Here is a 15,194-nt window from a genome sequence, read left to right on the forward strand (position 1 = left end):
TGTTTAAGCCAGGCGTGGTTGCCCTTCATGGTCGGAAGCAAAGGCCAGCAGCGCATTGTCCGTTTCCAGCCAGTTAATGCCTTTGGCAGGAACCGGCCAGGCCTTTTGCTTCCCTGAAATCACGATGGAAACATGCGGAAAGTTTGTTTTCAATGCAGCAAGTGCATCCATCGGGTTATTTTCACAAAGCTGGGTGATCAGGTGGGTATAGATATGGGTGATCCCGTGAACAGCCAGCACATCGTTCAATGCTTCCCAGGACGCTTCTTTTCCCAGGTAGAGTACCGGCGTGCCGTTTTTGCGCAACAGCCAGGCCATGAATAACAGTGGTATTTCATGCGGTTCTCCGGCAGGTGTGAACAACAATGCTCTTCGTCCCGTATGGTACACAGGTCGCGGAAGGGATTCGATAGCCAGTACTATTTTTCTCAGGATCAGGTTACTGCCGAAATGTTCCTGAGCCGGAATGGCCCTGTCGATCAGCCAGTACATGCCGATCTTCTCCAGGTAAGGGAACATGACTTCCAGTACCGCTTTTTCAAATCCCAGGCGGAGGATAAGCGCATCGAGAATATGATTAAATCTCTGCTGGTCAAAAGCCTGGGTTGCTTCCAGCAACTGAAGCACATGACCCTCATGCTGGCAGCAATTTTCAATACTGTGGGCAAGCTGTTTTAGCTCGGTTTCCGTCATCGCCGCCAGGTGGGATATCTTGTGGCCGTATTTGTACAATAGTGCGAGGCGGAGGATGTGTTTAAGGTCTTCATCGTCATAAAACCGGTGGCCGCTTTCTTTCCGCTTGGCAGGACAAACCCCGTAACGCTGCTCCCATATCCTGAGGGTATGCGCCTTAATCCCCGTCAGGTTTTCAATATCATTTATAGTGAAATGATTCATGTTAACAAATTATTGGGGTTGTGGCTGTCATATTTTTTGCCTCGCTGTTACAAATACACGCAGAATGGTATTTTTGTCCGAATATAAACCGCAAGAATGACATCGAATCAAATCCTGATCGTAGCGCTGATATCTCTCCTGATCTTTATTTTACCCGCTTTTGGTTTATCAAAGCTATTTCAAAAAGCCGGAGCTCCGGGTTGGAAAGCCTGGATTCCCTTTTACAACACCTGGGAGATGATAAAGATTGCGAAAAGACCAAAACACTGGTTCTTTTGGCAGTTTATCCCGGTGGTAGGATGGTTCGTGACACTGGGCATATATATAGAATTCATTAAATGTTTCAATAAGTTCGGTTTTTGGGAACATGCTGCGACCTGCCTGGTTCCCTTTATATACTTTCCCTACGTGGCACTGTCCCCCAAAACCCGTTATATTGGGCCAGACGGGGTAAAACATTATCAGAAATCCACTGCGCGGGAATGGATCGACGCGGGGGTGTTTGCGATTGTTGCCGCTACGCTGATCCGGACCTTCATTTTTGAGGCTTACGTCATCCCTACCGGGTCCATGGAAAAGACCCTGCTCGTGAACGATTTCCTGTTTGTAAGCAAACTCAGTTACGGCCCGCGGATTCCGAATACGCCGCTGGCAATCCCTTTTGTTCACCATACTATACCGGGAACGGATATGCGCTCCTATACCGAGGTCATCAAACTTCCTTACAGCAGGTGGTTTGCAAGCGCCGTAAAAAGAAATGACGTGGTGGTGTTCAATTTTCCCACAGGCGATACCGTCATCAATAAACCGGAGTTTCAGTCCGTCAATCCTTATTACGACGCAGCCCGCATGATCGGCAATGGCAGTCTCGATGCCGGCCGCAGGGAGATCCTGGCAAATCCGGACGCCTATCCGCTCGTTATCCGGCCGGTCGACAAGCGGGAAAATTACATCAAGCGTTGTGTGGCTATTGGCGGCGACACACTCGAAGTAAGGGACGGCCGGGTTTACATCAACAGCCAGCCCGGTTTCGAACCGCCGCATTCGCAAATCCAGTATGAAGTGGAAACAAATGGTCAGCCGATGAACGCTGAAACGATGCTGGAAGAGTACAATATCGATATTGAAAACCCGGAAGAGCTGACCAGCCTGGGTGGCAATAAATTCAATATGCTGCTGACCAATGAGGCAGTTGCGAAGATGAAACAGTCAGGAATTGCGAAATCCATCAAGCCGCAACTGATGCATGCAAACATGATCGATCCCCGTTTATGGGGACAACTATGCTATCCGTATGATACCCTGCACAAATGGACGGTAGACGACTTCGGCCCGCTCTGGATCCCCGAAAAAGGCAAGACACTTACCCTGACACCGGAGAATTACTCACTTTACGAGCGCGCGATCCGGGTTTACGAGAACAATACGCTGGAACAAAAAAATGGTCAGTTTTTCATTAATGGAGTAGCTTCGAACCAGTATACCTTCAAAATGAACTATTACTGGATGATGGGAGACAACCGCCACTATTCCCAGGATAGCCGTTTCTGGGGATTCGTGCCTGAAGACCATGTAGTAGGCGAAGCCTGGATCATCTGGATGAGTGTGAAAAACGGTATACGCTGGAACCGCCTGTTCCGGAGCATTAAATAACAACAGTAACCGCCATGCAGGAGCATTCGTATCAATTCTCCTATGCACTTTACGACAGCATTGATGACCTGACGGAGGAAGATGCATGGCTCTTATCGGAAGCGCGGGAAGTTACTGAACATGCCTATGCGCCCTATTCGAATTTTCATGTTGGCGCTGTTGCAAAACTGTCGAATGGCGAGATCCTTGCGGGTTCCAATCAGGAAAATGCATCGTTTCCCGTGGGGCTTTGTGCTGAACGGGTGTTGCTGGCATCCATTGCCTCCCTGTTTCCGAAAGTTCCGATTGAATCTATTGCCTTAAGTTATCGCAGCAGCCTGGTGGACAGTGATCATCCCATTACGCCTTGTGGCATTTGCCGCCAGAGCCTGCAGGAATATGAGAAGCGGGTAAAACATCCGATAAGGCTGATACTCGGTGGTATGGAAGGAAAGGTCATTATCATACCTGCCGCCAGCATGTTGCTGCCACTGAGTTTTAGTCCGGAAGATATGGGTAACGGGCGCTGATCAGAAGAGCGTTTGCACACCCCATGCAATCTTTTGTTCATGCTGCAACAACCAACGTTTACGGGATAGTCCGCCGGCATATCCTACAAGATCTCCTTTTGCGCCAATCACCCGGTGGCAGGGAACGATGATCGCAATCCGGTTCCTGCCATTGGTGCTGGCTGCTGCCCTGATGGATTTGGGATCACCGAGCTTACGGGCAAGCTCGGTATAGGAAATTGTTTTACCGTAAGCGATACCACAAAGTTCCGACCAGACAGATTGCTGAAAACTGGTACCTTCCTGGTGAACGGGCAATTCGAATTGCCTCCTGACACCCTGGAAATATTCAATGAGTTGCTCTGTACAATTCTGCAGGAGCGGCGAATACTCTCCCGCAGCCGGCAATTCCAGGTGTTCGTCCTCCCGGCAGAAGTGAACTTCTTCGATGTAACTGCTGGTGGCCGTGATTCGAATCAATCCGATAGGCGATTGGTAATAAGCCGTCGGCATGCTGGTTTTACCCTATTTTATGGCCGTTTTCCACAGCACGTTCGGGTTGTAATAAAACTACATCATTGTTTTCATTGTATATGCCCAGTACAAGGCATTCGCTGACGAAGTTGGCGATCTGTTTAGGAGGAAAGTTCACCACGGCCACCACCTGCTTTCCGATCAGGGCTTCTGCTGAATAAAGTGCTGTGATCTGGGCAGACGACCTTTTCATACCAATTGCACCAAAATTGATTTCCAGTTGCCAGGCAGGCTTTTTCGCTTTGGGAAATGCATTGACAGCTTCGATCGTTCCCACCCGTATGTCTATTTTTTCAAAATCATTCCAGCTGATCATCTTTTTTGGCTCAAAGTACTAGGCAATCCGTAAATTCAAACCCCTATTTATTCACAAACCGATTGTTTATTATGGCTCGCAAATCAGATTCGCGGAGAAAATTTCTTCAATCCACATCCCTGGCAGCTGCGGGATTTTTTATCGTTCCCCGGCATGTACTGGGTAAAGGTTATGTAGCACCCAGTGATACCCTTAATGTTGCCGGCATTGGTGCAGGCGGTAAGGGTGAAAGCGATCTTTCCGAATTTTTTAAAACAGGCAAAGTAAATATTGTTGCCCTCGCCGATGTTGACGACCGTCAGGCAGTCAATTCCCGGAAAGCGTATCCCAAAGCGCGTTATTACAAGGACTTTCGTGAAATGCTGGACAAGGAAAAGAAGAATATTGATGCAGTTTCCATATCCACTCCTGACCATACACACGCCAATGCTACGCTTGCAGCAATGAAGCTCGGCAAGCACGTATATACGCAGAAACCGCTCACCCATGATATCTACGAAGCAAGGCTGTTGACAGAAGCAGCAAAAAAGTATAAAGTGGTGACCCAGATGGGTAACCAGGGTGGAAGTGGCGATGGCGTTCGCCGCGCTAAAGAACTGATCGATGCCGGTATGATCGGTGACGTTACCGAAGTACATGCATGGACGAACCGTCCCGTATGGCCACAGGGTATCGCAACACCAACCGGTAAGTTTGATGTTCCCAAAGAACTCGACTGGGATCTCTGGCTCGGACCTGCTAAAGCGATCGATTACAATCCGGCTTACCTGCCTTTTAACTGGCGTGGATGGTGGGCTTTCGGTACGGGTGCACTGGGTGACATGGCCTGCCATATCATGGATCCAATTTACCGTATCCTGCCTATCCTGTATCCTTCTTCAGTGGAATGCAGCGTGGCCAATATCTGGAAAGACATGTGGGTAGAAGGCAATTTTACCGATAGTTGTCCCCCTTCGTCTATTATTCACCTCAACTACCCCCGCACCGACGGCAAAGGCAATATCAAAGTCTCCTGGCATGATGGCGGCCTGCTGCCTGTGCGCCCGGATGAATTGCTACCCGAAGAAGCATTCGGTAACTGGGATGGTGGTGTGCTGTTTATCGGCACCAAAGGAAAATTGCTGGCTGATTGTTATGGTCAGAATCCCAGACTGCTGCCTACACTCAAAATGAAGGAAACTTTACCGCCGGCAACCATTGCACGTGTTCCGGAAGGTCACTATGCACAGTGGGTAAATGCCTGTATCGCAGGGTATGGCAAACAGACAACCAGTTCACCATTTGAATATGCCGGTCCTTTCACGGAAAGCATCCTCATCGGAAACCTCGCGATCCGCAGCTGGATGATGCAGAACCCCAATCTCAAAGGATGGAATGACAAGTACATGGGCCGCAAGACTCTGCTGTGGGATGCCAAGAACATGCGCATCACCAACTTTGAAGAAGCCAACCAGTTCGTGAAGCGCGAGCGTCGCCCGGGTTGGGAATTAAGCCTGTAAGGTTTTTGCAGCATAAAATTATCAGGAGTGTAACCACTGTTATCAGCAATTACACTCCTGATTTTTTTATCCGAGGTAAGAACGGATCATCCAGGCCATTTTTTCGTGCTGGCGCAGAATGCCGGTCAGCAGATCCGCAGATCCGGTGTCTTTGAGTTTTTCCGAAAGCTCATCAATATCCTTCCTGATGGTGCGGATAAGTGTTTCATGATCACTGAGAAGATTTGTCAGCTGTTCCTGCTGGTGATTGGTATAATCAGGTTCCAGCAGGCGGGTGATTTCCAGCAGGTCTTTCAACCGGCCTGTTGCATAATGGCCGAGCATGCGTACACGTTCTGCAATTTCATCTATTGTCTCTGCGAGTTGTTCATACTGACCTTCATAAAAGAGATGCATTTCATGAAAGTTATCGCCTTCATAATTCCAGTGATAATTCCTTGTCTTCATGTAGAGCACATGCTCATCTGCCAGTAAAGTGTTGAGGATAAGTGATACTGCTTCCGAGTTCTTGGCACTGATGCCGATATCTGCTTTCATAACAATCTGATTTAATACTTAAATCAAATGTAATGAATCATTGGCTAGTCACTCGCCTAGAAGTTGGCTGAGTTGCATTAACTCTTCGTATTTGTAGCGCTGGCTGTCGTTGTCAAAACAGCGCGCAAACTCTTCCAGCAGGATCTGGATGATGCGGATATTGGTGAGTGGTCGGAAGAAATGCGCGGTGGGAGGTACGGAGATTCTCCGGAAATAGGTCTCCACATCTTTTTGGGAATATACCTGGCCGCTCATGGGATCAATGAAGAAACTGATGCGGTTGGAAGGGTTATTGGGCAATGCATCCCACTGTCCCTGTTCCACATCGAAATATGCCAGAATATGTTGCCTGGGGATTGGGATTGCACGAATGGGAATATCCAGCAGGTCGCAAAGCACCAGGTAAAGTATTCCGTTGCTGATGGCATTTCCCTTTTTTGATTCCAGCACATTATTCAGGAGGAAATCATTGGGTTCACTGTAGTTGATATCCGTGCCTTTCAGGTGATAATAATTGTACAGGATGGTGGTCAGCACATTGGTCTGTTCCAGCGGTGTCAGGTAATTGTTCAGCTCCAGCCAGATATTGCGCCTCATTTTTTCAATATCCTGCAATACCTGGCTGACCTGCAGGTCAGGATAACGGAATTTGGATACCAGCAGGGCACCGGCTAAAAGATCAGGCTCCGGCAACGCTTTCCAGCGGGCGAAATCCTGGGACAATTCACAGTATTGAAGGCGGTGAATCAGTAATTCGATCCGTTCCTGAACAGCTTCTTCCGGGGTGTTTTCCCAAAGATGTTCCAGGTTGGGGATGATGTTTGAGCCGAGACTGAGGATACGGTCACTAACCGTACTATAAACCTCGATGTCGGGATCATCGATCAGGTGGAAAAGGGCTGATATTTCACGGGTTTCTTCCATCGGTACAAGGGTTAACAGAATCAGCTTCCTTACTATGACGCGTAAGTGCCGCAGATTATTGTTACCATTATGCAAATAAATTTCGGTCCGCCTGGCTGAACAGCGGCCTTTTACTTATCCACACCCGTTAATATCAGCAGTTATTTTTTCTTCTTCGGGGCTGATTTGGTCGCGGTTTTTTTGGTAGCCGGCTTTTTGGGGGCAGCTGATTTTTTAGTGGCTGCTTTTTTTGCCGGTGCCTTTTTGGTTGCTTTTCCACCTGCGGATTTCTTATCAAAAGCGGTAGGATCCTGCGCCACAATCATGGCTTTTACAGCATCGAGAGAAATATCTTTCAATTCAGCTTCCTCCCATTTGCCACCATCTTCCTTCCGGGTCACTTTCAGCATTTTTTTACCCATGCGGATAAACGGACCCCAGCGGCCATTTTCTATGGAGATCTTCTCTTCGGGCCACTGACGGATATAGCGGTTGGCTTCTTTCTCCAACTTCTTCTGAATGAGTTCCTCGCAGTCACGTTGCGTGAGCCGATCGAAATTATAGGCTTTGGGAATATTGATGAAAAGGTCATTCCACTTGATAAAAGGTCCGAACCTGCCTTTTCCTTTTGTCACCGGCAGTCCTTCATAGGTGGCAATGGGCGCATCGGCTTCCTTCTTCGACTGAATCAGGTCAACGGCTCTTTCGAGATCCACCGTCAGTGGATCTTCACCGCGTGGGATAGAGATAAATTCTTCACCCCACTTTACGTATGGTCCGAACCGCCCGATATTTACCGACACTTCGCTGCCCTCGTATTCACCGATGGTCAGGGGCAACCGGAACAGTTCCATGGCCTCTGCATAACTGATGGTCTCGATACTCTGACCGGATTTGAGTTTGGCAAACCGCGGCTTCTCTTCGTCACTTACATCCCCGATCTGTACCATTGGGCCATACCTGCCCATCCTGGCCACCACCTTTTTACCGGATTCCGGATCAGTGCCCAATTCTCTTTCGCCTTTGATGCGTTCTGCATTCTCAATCGTGTTGTCAACATCCTTTTTAAAAGGATTGTAAAACTCATCGATCATTTTATGCCATTGGCGTTTGCCGTTGGCAACCTCATCAAACTCTTCTTCAATTTTGGCTGTGAAACCATAATCCATCACGTCATTGAAATACTGGTTCAGGAAATCCGTCACCACCAGTCCCAGGTCAGTCGGGAACAGCTTTGATTTTTCCGCTCCGGTATTTTCAGTTTCTGTTTTACTTTCAAGTTTATCGTGTTCCAGACGAAGTACGCGGAAAGTCCGTTTTACGCCTTCCTTATCTCGCTTTTCCACGTATCCGCGTTTGAGAATGGTGGAGATGGTGGGAGCATAGGTAGAGGGTCGGCCAATGCCGAGTTCCTCGAGTTTTTTTACCAGGGACGCTTCCGTATACCGGGGAGCGGGGCGGTTGAATCTTTCCGTAGCTGTCATCTGGCGAAGGGGTAGTTTCTGGCCAACCAGCAACGCCGGCAGCATGGTGTCCGCAGCCTCCTCTTCGGCCTGGTCCTCTTCGTCACGGTCTTCCCGGTAAACTTTCAGGAAGCCGTCAAATTTCAGCACTTCGCCACTCGCGGTCAGTTCTTCCTTATTGGTGGAAATCCTGATTTTAGCTGTTGTTTTTTCCAGTTCAGCGTCAGCCATCTGCGAAGCCATAGTCCGTTTCCAGATGAGTTCATACAGCCTTTGCGTATCGGGATCACCAACGGATGTTACATCCATATAGGTAGGGCGGATCGCTTCGTGCGCTTCCTGTGCCGATTCATTCTTGTTCTTGTATTTGCGGGCCTGAAAATATTTGTTGCCATATTGTTCGTTCACCTGCTGACGGATCCCATCCATTGCCGTATCACTCAGGTTGACACTGTCCGTCCGCATATAAGTGATCTTACCGCTTTCATAGAGTTTCTGTGCGAGCAGCATGGTACGGCTTACTGAATAGCCCAGTTTGCGGCTGGCTTCCTGCTGAAGGGTAGAAGTGGTAAATGGCGCGGCAGGTGATTTTTTACCTGGACGAACCTGGATATCCGATACCTGGTATTCTGCCCCGCGGCAGGAGAGCAGGAACGATTCTGCATCGGTCTCGTGGGAGAAACGCTGCCCCTCTGCCCTGAAGGATACCGGACGTTCGTTATGGTCAGATGCAGTAAAATAGGCGTCAATCTTAAACTGGCTGGTGGCATTGAAGGCATTGATCTCCCGTTCACGTTCCGCTATCAGACGGACGGCAACACTCTGTACCCGTCCCGCGCTGAGCGAAGATCCCATGCTCATTTTGCGCCAGAGCACCGGGCTAAGCTCAAAACCAACGATCCTGTCCAGTACCCGGCGTGCCTGCTGGGCATTCACCAGGTCCATATTTACTTTCCTGGGATTCTGCACTGCTTTCTGGATGGCAGGCTTGGTGATCTCGTGAAAGACTATCCTTTTGGTTTCCAGGGGGTCCAGCCCAAGCACCTCGCAAAGATGCCAGCTGATCGCTTCTCCTTCACGGTCCTCATCCGTTGCCAGCCATACTTCGTCACTCTTTTTGGCAAGCTGCTTCAGTTCGCGCACAACCCTTTCTTTGTCGTCAGGAACGATATAACGTGGTTTATACTGGTTCTTGATATCAATACCCATTTCACCTTTTTCCAGGTCCCGGATATGGCCATAGCAACTTTTCACTTCAAAATCCTTACCCAGGATCTTTTCGATCGTCTTTGCTTTGGCAGGTGACTCTACTATCAATAAATTCTTCGCCATCGGTTCTAGCTCGTTTAAAATATGATTTCCGGTCGGTGCAAGTTTAGGTGAATTTTTCCTCGCATTCACATTCCTTTAAAAAATATTCACCCGAAATGGTCGTTCTTTGCATAGTTCCCGCTTCTACCAACCACCGCATTTTACTGAAAATAAAAGACTTTTATGGCAATCATGGGCTATGATGCCTTTACGGGCCGTGACGGGAACGCGTCTCCTTTTCTTTGGTGGTGTGCGGGAGCACATGCGCCGACATTGCAGGAATTTCCTACGGAACAAAATAAATACAGCACCCTGGGCGGAGTCCTGCTGGCCACATTTGTGCTGGCAGCGCTTTCCTCCGGATATGCTTTTTTTACCATATTTGGCAATGTATGGTGGGCAATCGGTTTTGCCCTTCTCTGGGGCGCCATCATCTTCAATTTCGACCGCTTTATGGTGGCGACTATCCGTAAATATGGCGTATCGCCGGCACGGCAATGGCGGGTTACCTTTCCCCGGATCGTACTGGCTGTATTAATTGGTATAACCATCGCCAGGCCGCTTGAGTTGAAACTTTTCGAAAAAGAGATCAATGTAAAGGTATCTGCCAACCTCAACCGGAAAATGGCTTCCTTCGACAGGCAGCAGGATTCCCTCTTTGCAGCCAATACACATGCTGTGCAGGCAGAAAGGGACCAGCTGGCCACGGAGCGGAGAGCAATGTCTGATACCTTGCTGCGGTTACAGCAATCCTATATCCAGGAAGCTGATGGAACAGGAGGCACCGGGCAACGTGGTGCGGACCGGATTACCCGGCTTAAACAGGATGCCTATGCACAAACTGCGGCGGGATATGCCGACCGTTTTCAACGGATCGACTCCCTGATGAAGAAACATGACCGGTACCTGCTGATTGCCGGCGACTCCCTGGCCCAAACCAAAATGGCTTTCGCACAAACCGCAAAGGAAAGCATCGGTTTTCTGGAAAGGAATAAGGCGTTGTCGGACCTGTCCAAAGAAGAAGATGCCGTCTTCTGGGCAAACTTTTTTGTAAGCCTGCTGATCATTCTGCTGGAAACAGCGCCGATCATCGCCAAAATGCTGCTTCCGGTCGGTCCGTATGATATCGCGATTGCCAAAAAAGAACTTCTTCCGATGGGTCAGATGCAACAGGAACTGGAAAAAGCCCAGGAAAACCTCCGGCCACCGGCAGGTATGTCGGCCGTTTAGGTATATTAGCCGAAATTCTCCTGCATGAAAATTCGATTGGCGTTAATTGCAAGCCTGATGAGCAGCGCTGTGTTTGCGCAAAACTCTGATGAAGAAGGAATCAAATCAAGTGTAAACCAGCTGTTCACCGGCATGAAAACAGGCGACACCGCATTGCTGGCTGGCAGTTTTGCTCCCGGTGCCGTACTGCAGACGATCAGGCAGAAAAAAGACGGAAGTGTTTCCGTTGAAACAGAAGATCTCAAAGCATTTGTCACCAGTGTCGGAAAACCGCATCCCGATGTTTATGATGAACAGATCGAATTCGGAAAGATCCTGGTCGACGGAAACCTGGCATCTGTCTGGACACCCTATAAATTCTACGTCGGCAAGAATTTCAGCCACTGTGGTGTGAACTCTTTCCAGCTGGTTAAGATTGCAGGCACCTGGAAGATCCAGTATATCATTGATACCCGGCGTAAAACAGGCTGCGAATAATTATTTCTTCGTCAGCTTGTACTTCTTGTTCACCTTGGGACTGTTGAAATACTGGTTGAGCTCTTCTTCGCTTAACCCGCCGGTATCTACCATGGGTACATCCACCAGCTGAACCTGAACGGCTTTCAGTTCTGCGCGGATCTTGGCTATCTTGGAAAGGATATCCGGATCCTTTTCACCGATCAGCATGTTGTCAGAAAGGTTGTATTCAAGACGTTTGATACAGGCGCGAACGGTGGAAGCAGAGTTCTGCTCATAAGTCTTCGTGGGAGAAACAGCTTCTTTTACCGGTACGAGCGCAACGCCGACGCTTGGCAGGATCTTACCTACGTTTTGTGTACCCGGAGAAGTGCTGGTCGCCAGTGCTGTACCGGTAAGTGCCGAGGTGCCAGACGCCACATCAAATGTACTCCTGGTATTCTTGGTTCCCTTTACGCTTTTATCCAACTCGCGGAAAGTATATTTCAACTGCAGGATATAGCGGTTCACTTCTGAAACCGTTTTATCATATTCATTCTGGCGGAACGGATAATTCAGCGCATCGCGTACGATCACCCTGATGGTAGCCGTGTCTCGGTTAAAGAATTTATCTGCTCCGATAAAGCTGATGGTAAATACACGCATCTTGGCTGAATCGGTCTCTTTCACGAAATCATACGGAATCGGCCAGACGAAGGCTTCATTACACTTCGTAACGTTATTGTAGTTCCGAAGCGGGGTGCTCACCAATGTGGTAATGGACTCGATCGGAAAACTTCCCGTTTCACACTGCACTTTAAAATTAAGGGTATCACCTTCATCAATGTACAATACATTGCTTACTGAAGGCTTGACCTGTGAATAGACGATCTCGGTATTATAAAAGACCAGTGAGAAACTGGTGTCCACCCTTTCAGAAGGATTTGCCAGGTTCTGAACGCCCAGGTACACTTTGTATTCCTGGTCATATTTCAGGCGGCCCGAAAGAAAATAGGATTTCTCCGCCTTAAAAGAAAGAACACCGTCATCCTTATTGATCCGGAGGCCCACAGGGGCATTCTTCAGGAACCAGAAATAACGGGACGAATCCTTGTTTATATCAAGGTTATACGTCATTGCAGAGTCAACATGCAAAGTGATATAGGGATTCAGGTTAATAATCCTAAGTGAAGTATCGGGAGCAACGGGCAAAACGGTATCAGTCGTATGTTTGACTACAGTGGTATCCTGTGCCTTAACCGAAACCGAAAAGAGAACCAATACAAAAAGACTTAACCAATAATTCCGGGAACGTATCAACGCCATTCTCTGAATGTTAATTTAAGCTAGTTGAAAAAGTGAGGCAATATTATGCTATTTTAAGCAAACACCTATTTAACAATTTGTTAGAATGAAAAACCCCATCGTAAAAACGATGGGGTTTAACCAAAACCAACTGCTTATGAGAACGATTATTGAATATTGATTGCCTGCGGTTGCAGTTTCACTTCAGCTTTTTTCGGAAGGAAAACTTTCAGCACGCCGTTTTCATATTTTGCCTGAATTCCAGCTGTGTCAATTTTTTCATCGAGTGAAAAACTACGTTTGAAGGAAGCGAGAGAAAATTCTTTCCGCACCACTTTAAAGTCTTCAGTCTTTTCTTCTTTTTTGTGCTCATAGGAAATGGTCAGCAGACCATCTTCTACCTGTAATTTGATGTCCTCCTTGCTGCGACCGGGAGCTGTCAGCTCAAGATGATAAGCATCAGTTGTTTCGACGATATTTACCGGAGTTGTGCTAAATGCAGGAGAAGCCTCACGGGAGAAATAAGCCGGAAAATCCTGGAACCAATCATCGATCAGGTTACGCTGGCGGGAAGGCTGATTGAGTTTTACGAGTGTCATGTTATTTGATTTTTTGATTTTGCGATTTTCATTAAGGGCTTCAAATGCTGTACCGGCACGATATATATGCCATTCCTGACATGTTTCGGGGAAGAGTTAGAGGAGTTAGCGGACATTATGGCGGTTTTGACTGAACATATGCGACATATTGTCTGTTGTGAACCATTTGAGTGGATTGCGTGTTTTTCAATAAATTTGCACCTTCAAAAAAGACAGCATGTATCCAGTAGAGATAGTATTACCGATGAAAGAAGAGCTCACAGAAGAAGGCTTTGTTGAGCTGCTGACTCCCCAGGAAGTAACTGATCAGCTTGGTCAGCCGGGAACAACCCTTGTAGTGATCAACTCTGTTTGCGGTTGCTCTGCAGGAACCGCCCGCCCCGGTGTATTGATGGCCGTAGCCAACAGCGACAAAAAGCCAGATAACCTGACTACCTCTTTTGCCGGGTATGATATTGATGCGGTGAAGAAACTCAGAGAACACCTGTTGCCCTATCCGCCTTCTTCTCCGGCTATAGCATTGTTTAAAGACGGACAATTGGTACACTTTATCGAGCGGCACATGATCGAAGGCCGTTCAGCACAAATGATTGCCCACAACCTGATCGCCGCTTTCGAGCAATATTGTTGATTTTCATCGTGGTCCTGAAATATTAAACCCCTGCCATGCAGGGGTTTTTGTTGCCGAATGCTTATCATTGCGCATTATTGGCTTCGCCACACAAAACATTTGCATGTACCCCAACCTTTATTATGCCTTCAGAGACCTTTTCGGATGGAATCTTCCGGGTCTTAGGTTTATTAACTCCTTCGGCTTTTTCGTTGCACTGGCATTTTTGGGCGCAGCCTGGGTACTGACTGTGGAACTTCGCAGGAAAAGCAAACTTGGGTTACTGCAATATGAAGAGACCAAAATAATCGTTGGTAAACCTGCAGGTTTTGGCGAACTCGCCATCAATTTCCTGATGGGCTTCCTCCTCGGATATAAGATCATCGGAGCGTTCGTGATAGGGCCCGAGGACCCGCAATCCTTTATTTTTTCCGACCAGGGCAGCTGGCCGGTCGGGATCCTGGCCGGATTGTTTTTTGCCGGTTGGAAATGGGTGGAGAAGAACAAGCAAAAACTTGATAAACCAGAAGAACGCACCATTCGCATCTGGCCTCAGGACAGGGTGGGGGACTTTGTTGTATTTGCCGCCCTGTTTGGATTTGGTGGTGCTAAAATCTTTCATAACCTGGAGAACTGGGACGATTTTGTAAAAGATCCCATTGGTGCGCTGCTTTCCTTCAGTGGACTTACTTTCTATGGCGGACTTATTTGTGCAGCGATCGCTATACTCTGGTATGCCGGCAAACACAAGATCTCAAAAAGACATCTTTGTGATGCCACGGCACCCGGATTAATGCTCGCCTATGCTGTTGGACGGCTGGGTTGCCAGGTTGCCGGAGATGGCGACTGGGGAATTGCCAGTACCCACCCCAAACCTTTTTCCTGGTTGCCGGACGGTTTCTGGTCCTATACCTACCCCCACAACGTAATTAATTATGGTGAAGCCATCCCAGGTTGTACTGGACCCTACTGCAGCCAGTTGCCAGTGGGCGTTTACCCTACGCCATTATATGAATCCATTATCTGCTTCGTGCTATTTGGCATCCTTTGGTATTTCCGCAAAAGGATCAACGTTGCAGGAAGGATCTTTGCCCTCTACCTGGTGCTGAATGGCTTTGAACGGTTTTTTATTGAAAAGATCCGGGTGAACACCAAGTACTCCATCTTCGGATTTCATCCCACACAGGCAGAAATCATTTCTACCCTGCTGGTGCTTTCCGGTATCGCTATCTGGATCTGGATGGGTAAACTGACCCCACCGGCAGCAAGCCCACGGACCGCCGATCTCACTTAAAATTTTTTATCCAAAAGTGCCTGGCCGGTATACCGGACCAGTGAATTCCTGTCCCCGGGAGCCGTTTGCCCTTTATCCAGCAGGCTCACCACTCATCCCAAAAGGGAGCATGGCTGTAAC

General features: G+C 48.2%; 15 protein-coding genes. 7 read left to right on the top strand and 8 right to left on the bottom strand.

All coding sequences use genetic code 11. From position 1 onward, the window contains the following. Positions 1 to 3: 3 nt before the first annotated feature. On the bottom strand, positions 4 to 897 hold the full coding sequence (locus FPE01S_RS15150) for a MerR family transcriptional regulator (RefSeq protein ID WP_052955843.1): 894 nt from the start codon (positions 895 to 897) through the stop codon (positions 4 to 6). Positions 898 to 993: 96 nt separating this feature from the next. Here FPE01S_RS15150 and FPE01S_RS15155 point away from each other — a divergent pair, with 96 nt between their 5' ends. Together FPE01S_RS15155 and FPE01S_RS15160 are read left to right on the top strand one after the other, a co-directional pair. Beyond that, positions 994 to 2,550: a S26 family signal peptidase gene (locus FPE01S_RS15155; RefSeq protein WP_052955845.1), complete on the top strand. Its 1,557-nt coding sequence runs from the start codon at positions 994 to 996 to the stop codon at positions 2,548 to 2,550. A gap of 14 nt (positions 2,551 to 2,564) precedes the next feature. Next, entirely contained in the window at positions 2,565 to 3,059 is a 495-nt protein-coding gene (locus tag FPE01S_RS15160; protein ID WP_046369744.1) for a cytidine deaminase, read from the top strand. On the opposite strand, the gene FPE01S_RS15165 is transcribed toward FPE01S_RS15160, so the two are convergent. Further along, the gene (locus FPE01S_RS15165) at positions 3,060 to 3,551 is read right to left on the bottom strand and encodes a methylated-DNA--[protein]-cysteine S-methyltransferase (RefSeq protein WP_046369745.1); all 492 of its coding nucleotides are present in this window, start codon (positions 3,549 to 3,551) and stop codon (positions 3,060 to 3,062) included. 7 nt (positions 3,552 to 3,558) lie between these two features. Beyond that, positions 3,559 to 3,888, bottom strand: coding sequence for a tRNA-binding protein (locus FPE01S_RS15170; RefSeq protein WP_046369746.1), 330 nt, complete (start codon positions 3,886 to 3,888; stop codon positions 3,559 to 3,561). A 71-nt stretch (positions 3,889 to 3,959) separates the two neighbouring features. Here FPE01S_RS15170 and FPE01S_RS15175 point away from each other — a divergent pair, with 71 nt between their 5' ends. Continuing rightward, on the top strand, positions 3,960 to 5,387 hold the full coding sequence (locus FPE01S_RS15175) for a Gfo/Idh/MocA family protein (protein WP_046369747.1): 1,428 nt from the start codon (positions 3,960 to 3,962) through the stop codon (positions 5,385 to 5,387). A gap of 66 nt (positions 5,388 to 5,453) precedes the next feature. On the opposite strand, the gene FPE01S_RS15180 is transcribed toward FPE01S_RS15175, so the two are convergent. The 3 genes from FPE01S_RS15180 to topA form a co-directional block, all read right to left on the bottom strand. After that, positions 5,454 to 5,924: a Dps family protein gene (locus FPE01S_RS15180; protein WP_046369748.1), complete on the bottom strand. Its 471-nt coding sequence runs from the start codon at positions 5,922 to 5,924 to the stop codon at positions 5,454 to 5,456. Positions 5,925 to 5,972: 48 nt separating this feature from the next. After that, complete coding sequence (locus tag FPE01S_RS15185; protein ID WP_046369749.1) at positions 5,973 to 6,848, bottom strand: transglutaminase family protein; 876 nt, start codon at positions 6,846 to 6,848, stop codon at positions 5,973 to 5,975. A gap of 140 nt (positions 6,849 to 6,988) precedes the next feature. Next, positions 6,989 to 9,622 (bottom strand): type I DNA topoisomerase, encoded by a 2,634-nt coding sequence (gene topA / locus FPE01S_RS15190; RefSeq protein WP_046369750.1) that lies wholly within the window; start codon positions 9,620 to 9,622, stop codon positions 6,989 to 6,991. Positions 9,623 to 9,784: 162 nt separating this feature from the next. Between topA and FPE01S_RS15195 the strand changes: the two genes are divergently transcribed. Both FPE01S_RS15195 and FPE01S_RS15200 read left to right on the top strand, forming a co-directional pair. Further along, a complete protein-coding gene (locus FPE01S_RS15195; protein ID WP_046369751.1) occupies positions 9,785 to 10,831 on the top strand; it encodes a DUF4407 domain-containing protein in 1,047 nt (348 codons plus the stop codon). A gap of 24 nt (positions 10,832 to 10,855) precedes the next feature. Continuing rightward, positions 10,856 to 11,308 (top strand): nuclear transport factor 2 family protein, encoded by a 453-nt coding sequence (locus tag FPE01S_RS15200; protein WP_046369752.1) that lies wholly within the window; start codon positions 10,856 to 10,858, stop codon positions 11,306 to 11,308. Here FPE01S_RS15200 and FPE01S_RS15205 read toward each other — a convergent pair whose 3' ends face one another. Both FPE01S_RS15205 and FPE01S_RS15210 read right to left on the bottom strand, forming a co-directional pair. Then, positions 11,309 to 12,592 (bottom strand): hypothetical protein, encoded by a 1,284-nt coding sequence (locus tag FPE01S_RS15205; protein ID WP_046369753.1) that lies wholly within the window; start codon positions 12,590 to 12,592, stop codon positions 11,309 to 11,311. 146 nt (positions 12,593 to 12,738) lie between these two features. Then, on the bottom strand, positions 12,739 to 13,170 hold the full coding sequence (locus FPE01S_RS15210; protein WP_046369754.1) for an Hsp20/alpha crystallin family protein: 432 nt from the start codon (positions 13,168 to 13,170) through the stop codon (positions 12,739 to 12,741). A gap of 217 nt (positions 13,171 to 13,387) precedes the next feature. Between FPE01S_RS15210 and FPE01S_RS15215 the strand changes: the two genes are divergently transcribed. Then, positions 13,388 to 13,801, top strand: a complete 414-nt coding sequence (locus FPE01S_RS15215) for a BrxA/BrxB family bacilliredoxin (RefSeq protein WP_046369755.1) — start codon at positions 13,388 to 13,390, stop codon at positions 13,799 to 13,801. A 103-nt stretch (positions 13,802 to 13,904) separates the two neighbouring features. Then, positions 13,905 to 15,074 carry a prolipoprotein diacylglyceryl transferase gene (locus FPE01S_RS15220; RefSeq protein WP_046369756.1) on the top strand — a complete coding sequence of 390 codons (1,170 nt, stop codon included), beginning with the start codon at positions 13,905 to 13,907 and terminating at the stop codon, positions 15,072 to 15,074. Positions 15,075 to 15,194 lie beyond the last annotated feature (120 nt).

Source organism: Flavihumibacter petaseus NBRC 106054, assembly GCF_000974785.1.
GTDB classification, from domain to species: domain Bacteria; phylum Bacteroidota; class Bacteroidia; order Chitinophagales; family Chitinophagaceae; genus Flavihumibacter; species Flavihumibacter petaseus.

Bases quoted from the DNA above. Each gene is read 5' to 3' on its own strand.
- FPE01S_RS15150 (WP_052955843.1), bottom strand. From the start codon at position 897: ATGAATCATTTCACTATAAATGATATTGAAAACCTGACGGGGATTAAG.
- FPE01S_RS15155 (WP_052955845.1), top strand. From the start codon at position 994: ATGACATCGAATCAAATCCTGATCGTAGCGCTGATATCTCTCCTGATC.
- FPE01S_RS15160 (WP_046369744.1), top strand. From the start codon at position 2,565: ATGCAGGAGCATTCGTATCAATTCTCCTATGCACTTTACGACAGCATT.
- FPE01S_RS15165 (WP_046369745.1), bottom strand. From the start codon at position 3,551: ATGCCGACGGCTTATTACCAATCGCCTATCGGATTGATTCGAATCACG.
- FPE01S_RS15170 (WP_046369746.1), bottom strand. From the start codon at position 3,888: ATGATCAGCTGGAATGATTTTGAAAAAATAGACATACGGGTGGGAACG.
- FPE01S_RS15175 (WP_046369747.1), top strand. From the start codon at position 3,960: ATGGCTCGCAAATCAGATTCGCGGAGAAAATTTCTTCAATCCACATCC.
- FPE01S_RS15180 (WP_046369748.1), bottom strand. From the start codon at position 5,924: ATGAAAGCAGATATCGGCATCAGTGCCAAGAACTCGGAAGCAGTATCA.
- FPE01S_RS15185 (WP_046369749.1), bottom strand. From the start codon at position 6,848: ATGGAAGAAACCCGTGAAATATCAGCCCTTTTCCACCTGATCGATGAT.
- topA (WP_046369750.1), bottom strand. From the start codon at position 9,622: ATGGCGAAGAATTTATTGATAGTAGAGTCACCTGCCAAAGCAAAGACG.
- FPE01S_RS15195 (WP_046369751.1), top strand. From the start codon at position 9,785: ATGGCAATCATGGGCTATGATGCCTTTACGGGCCGTGACGGGAACGCG.
- FPE01S_RS15200 (WP_046369752.1), top strand. From the start codon at position 10,856: ATGAAAATTCGATTGGCGTTAATTGCAAGCCTGATGAGCAGCGCTGTG.
- FPE01S_RS15205 (WP_046369753.1), bottom strand. From the start codon at position 12,592: ATGGCGTTGATACGTTCCCGGAATTATTGGTTAAGTCTTTTTGTATTG.
- FPE01S_RS15210 (WP_046369754.1), bottom strand. From the start codon at position 13,170: ATGACACTCGTAAAACTCAATCAGCCTTCCCGCCAGCGTAACCTGATC.
- FPE01S_RS15215 (WP_046369755.1), top strand. From the start codon at position 13,388: ATGTATCCAGTAGAGATAGTATTACCGATGAAAGAAGAGCTCACAGAA.
- FPE01S_RS15220 (WP_046369756.1), top strand. From the start codon at position 13,905: ATGTACCCCAACCTTTATTATGCCTTCAGAGACCTTTTCGGATGGAAT.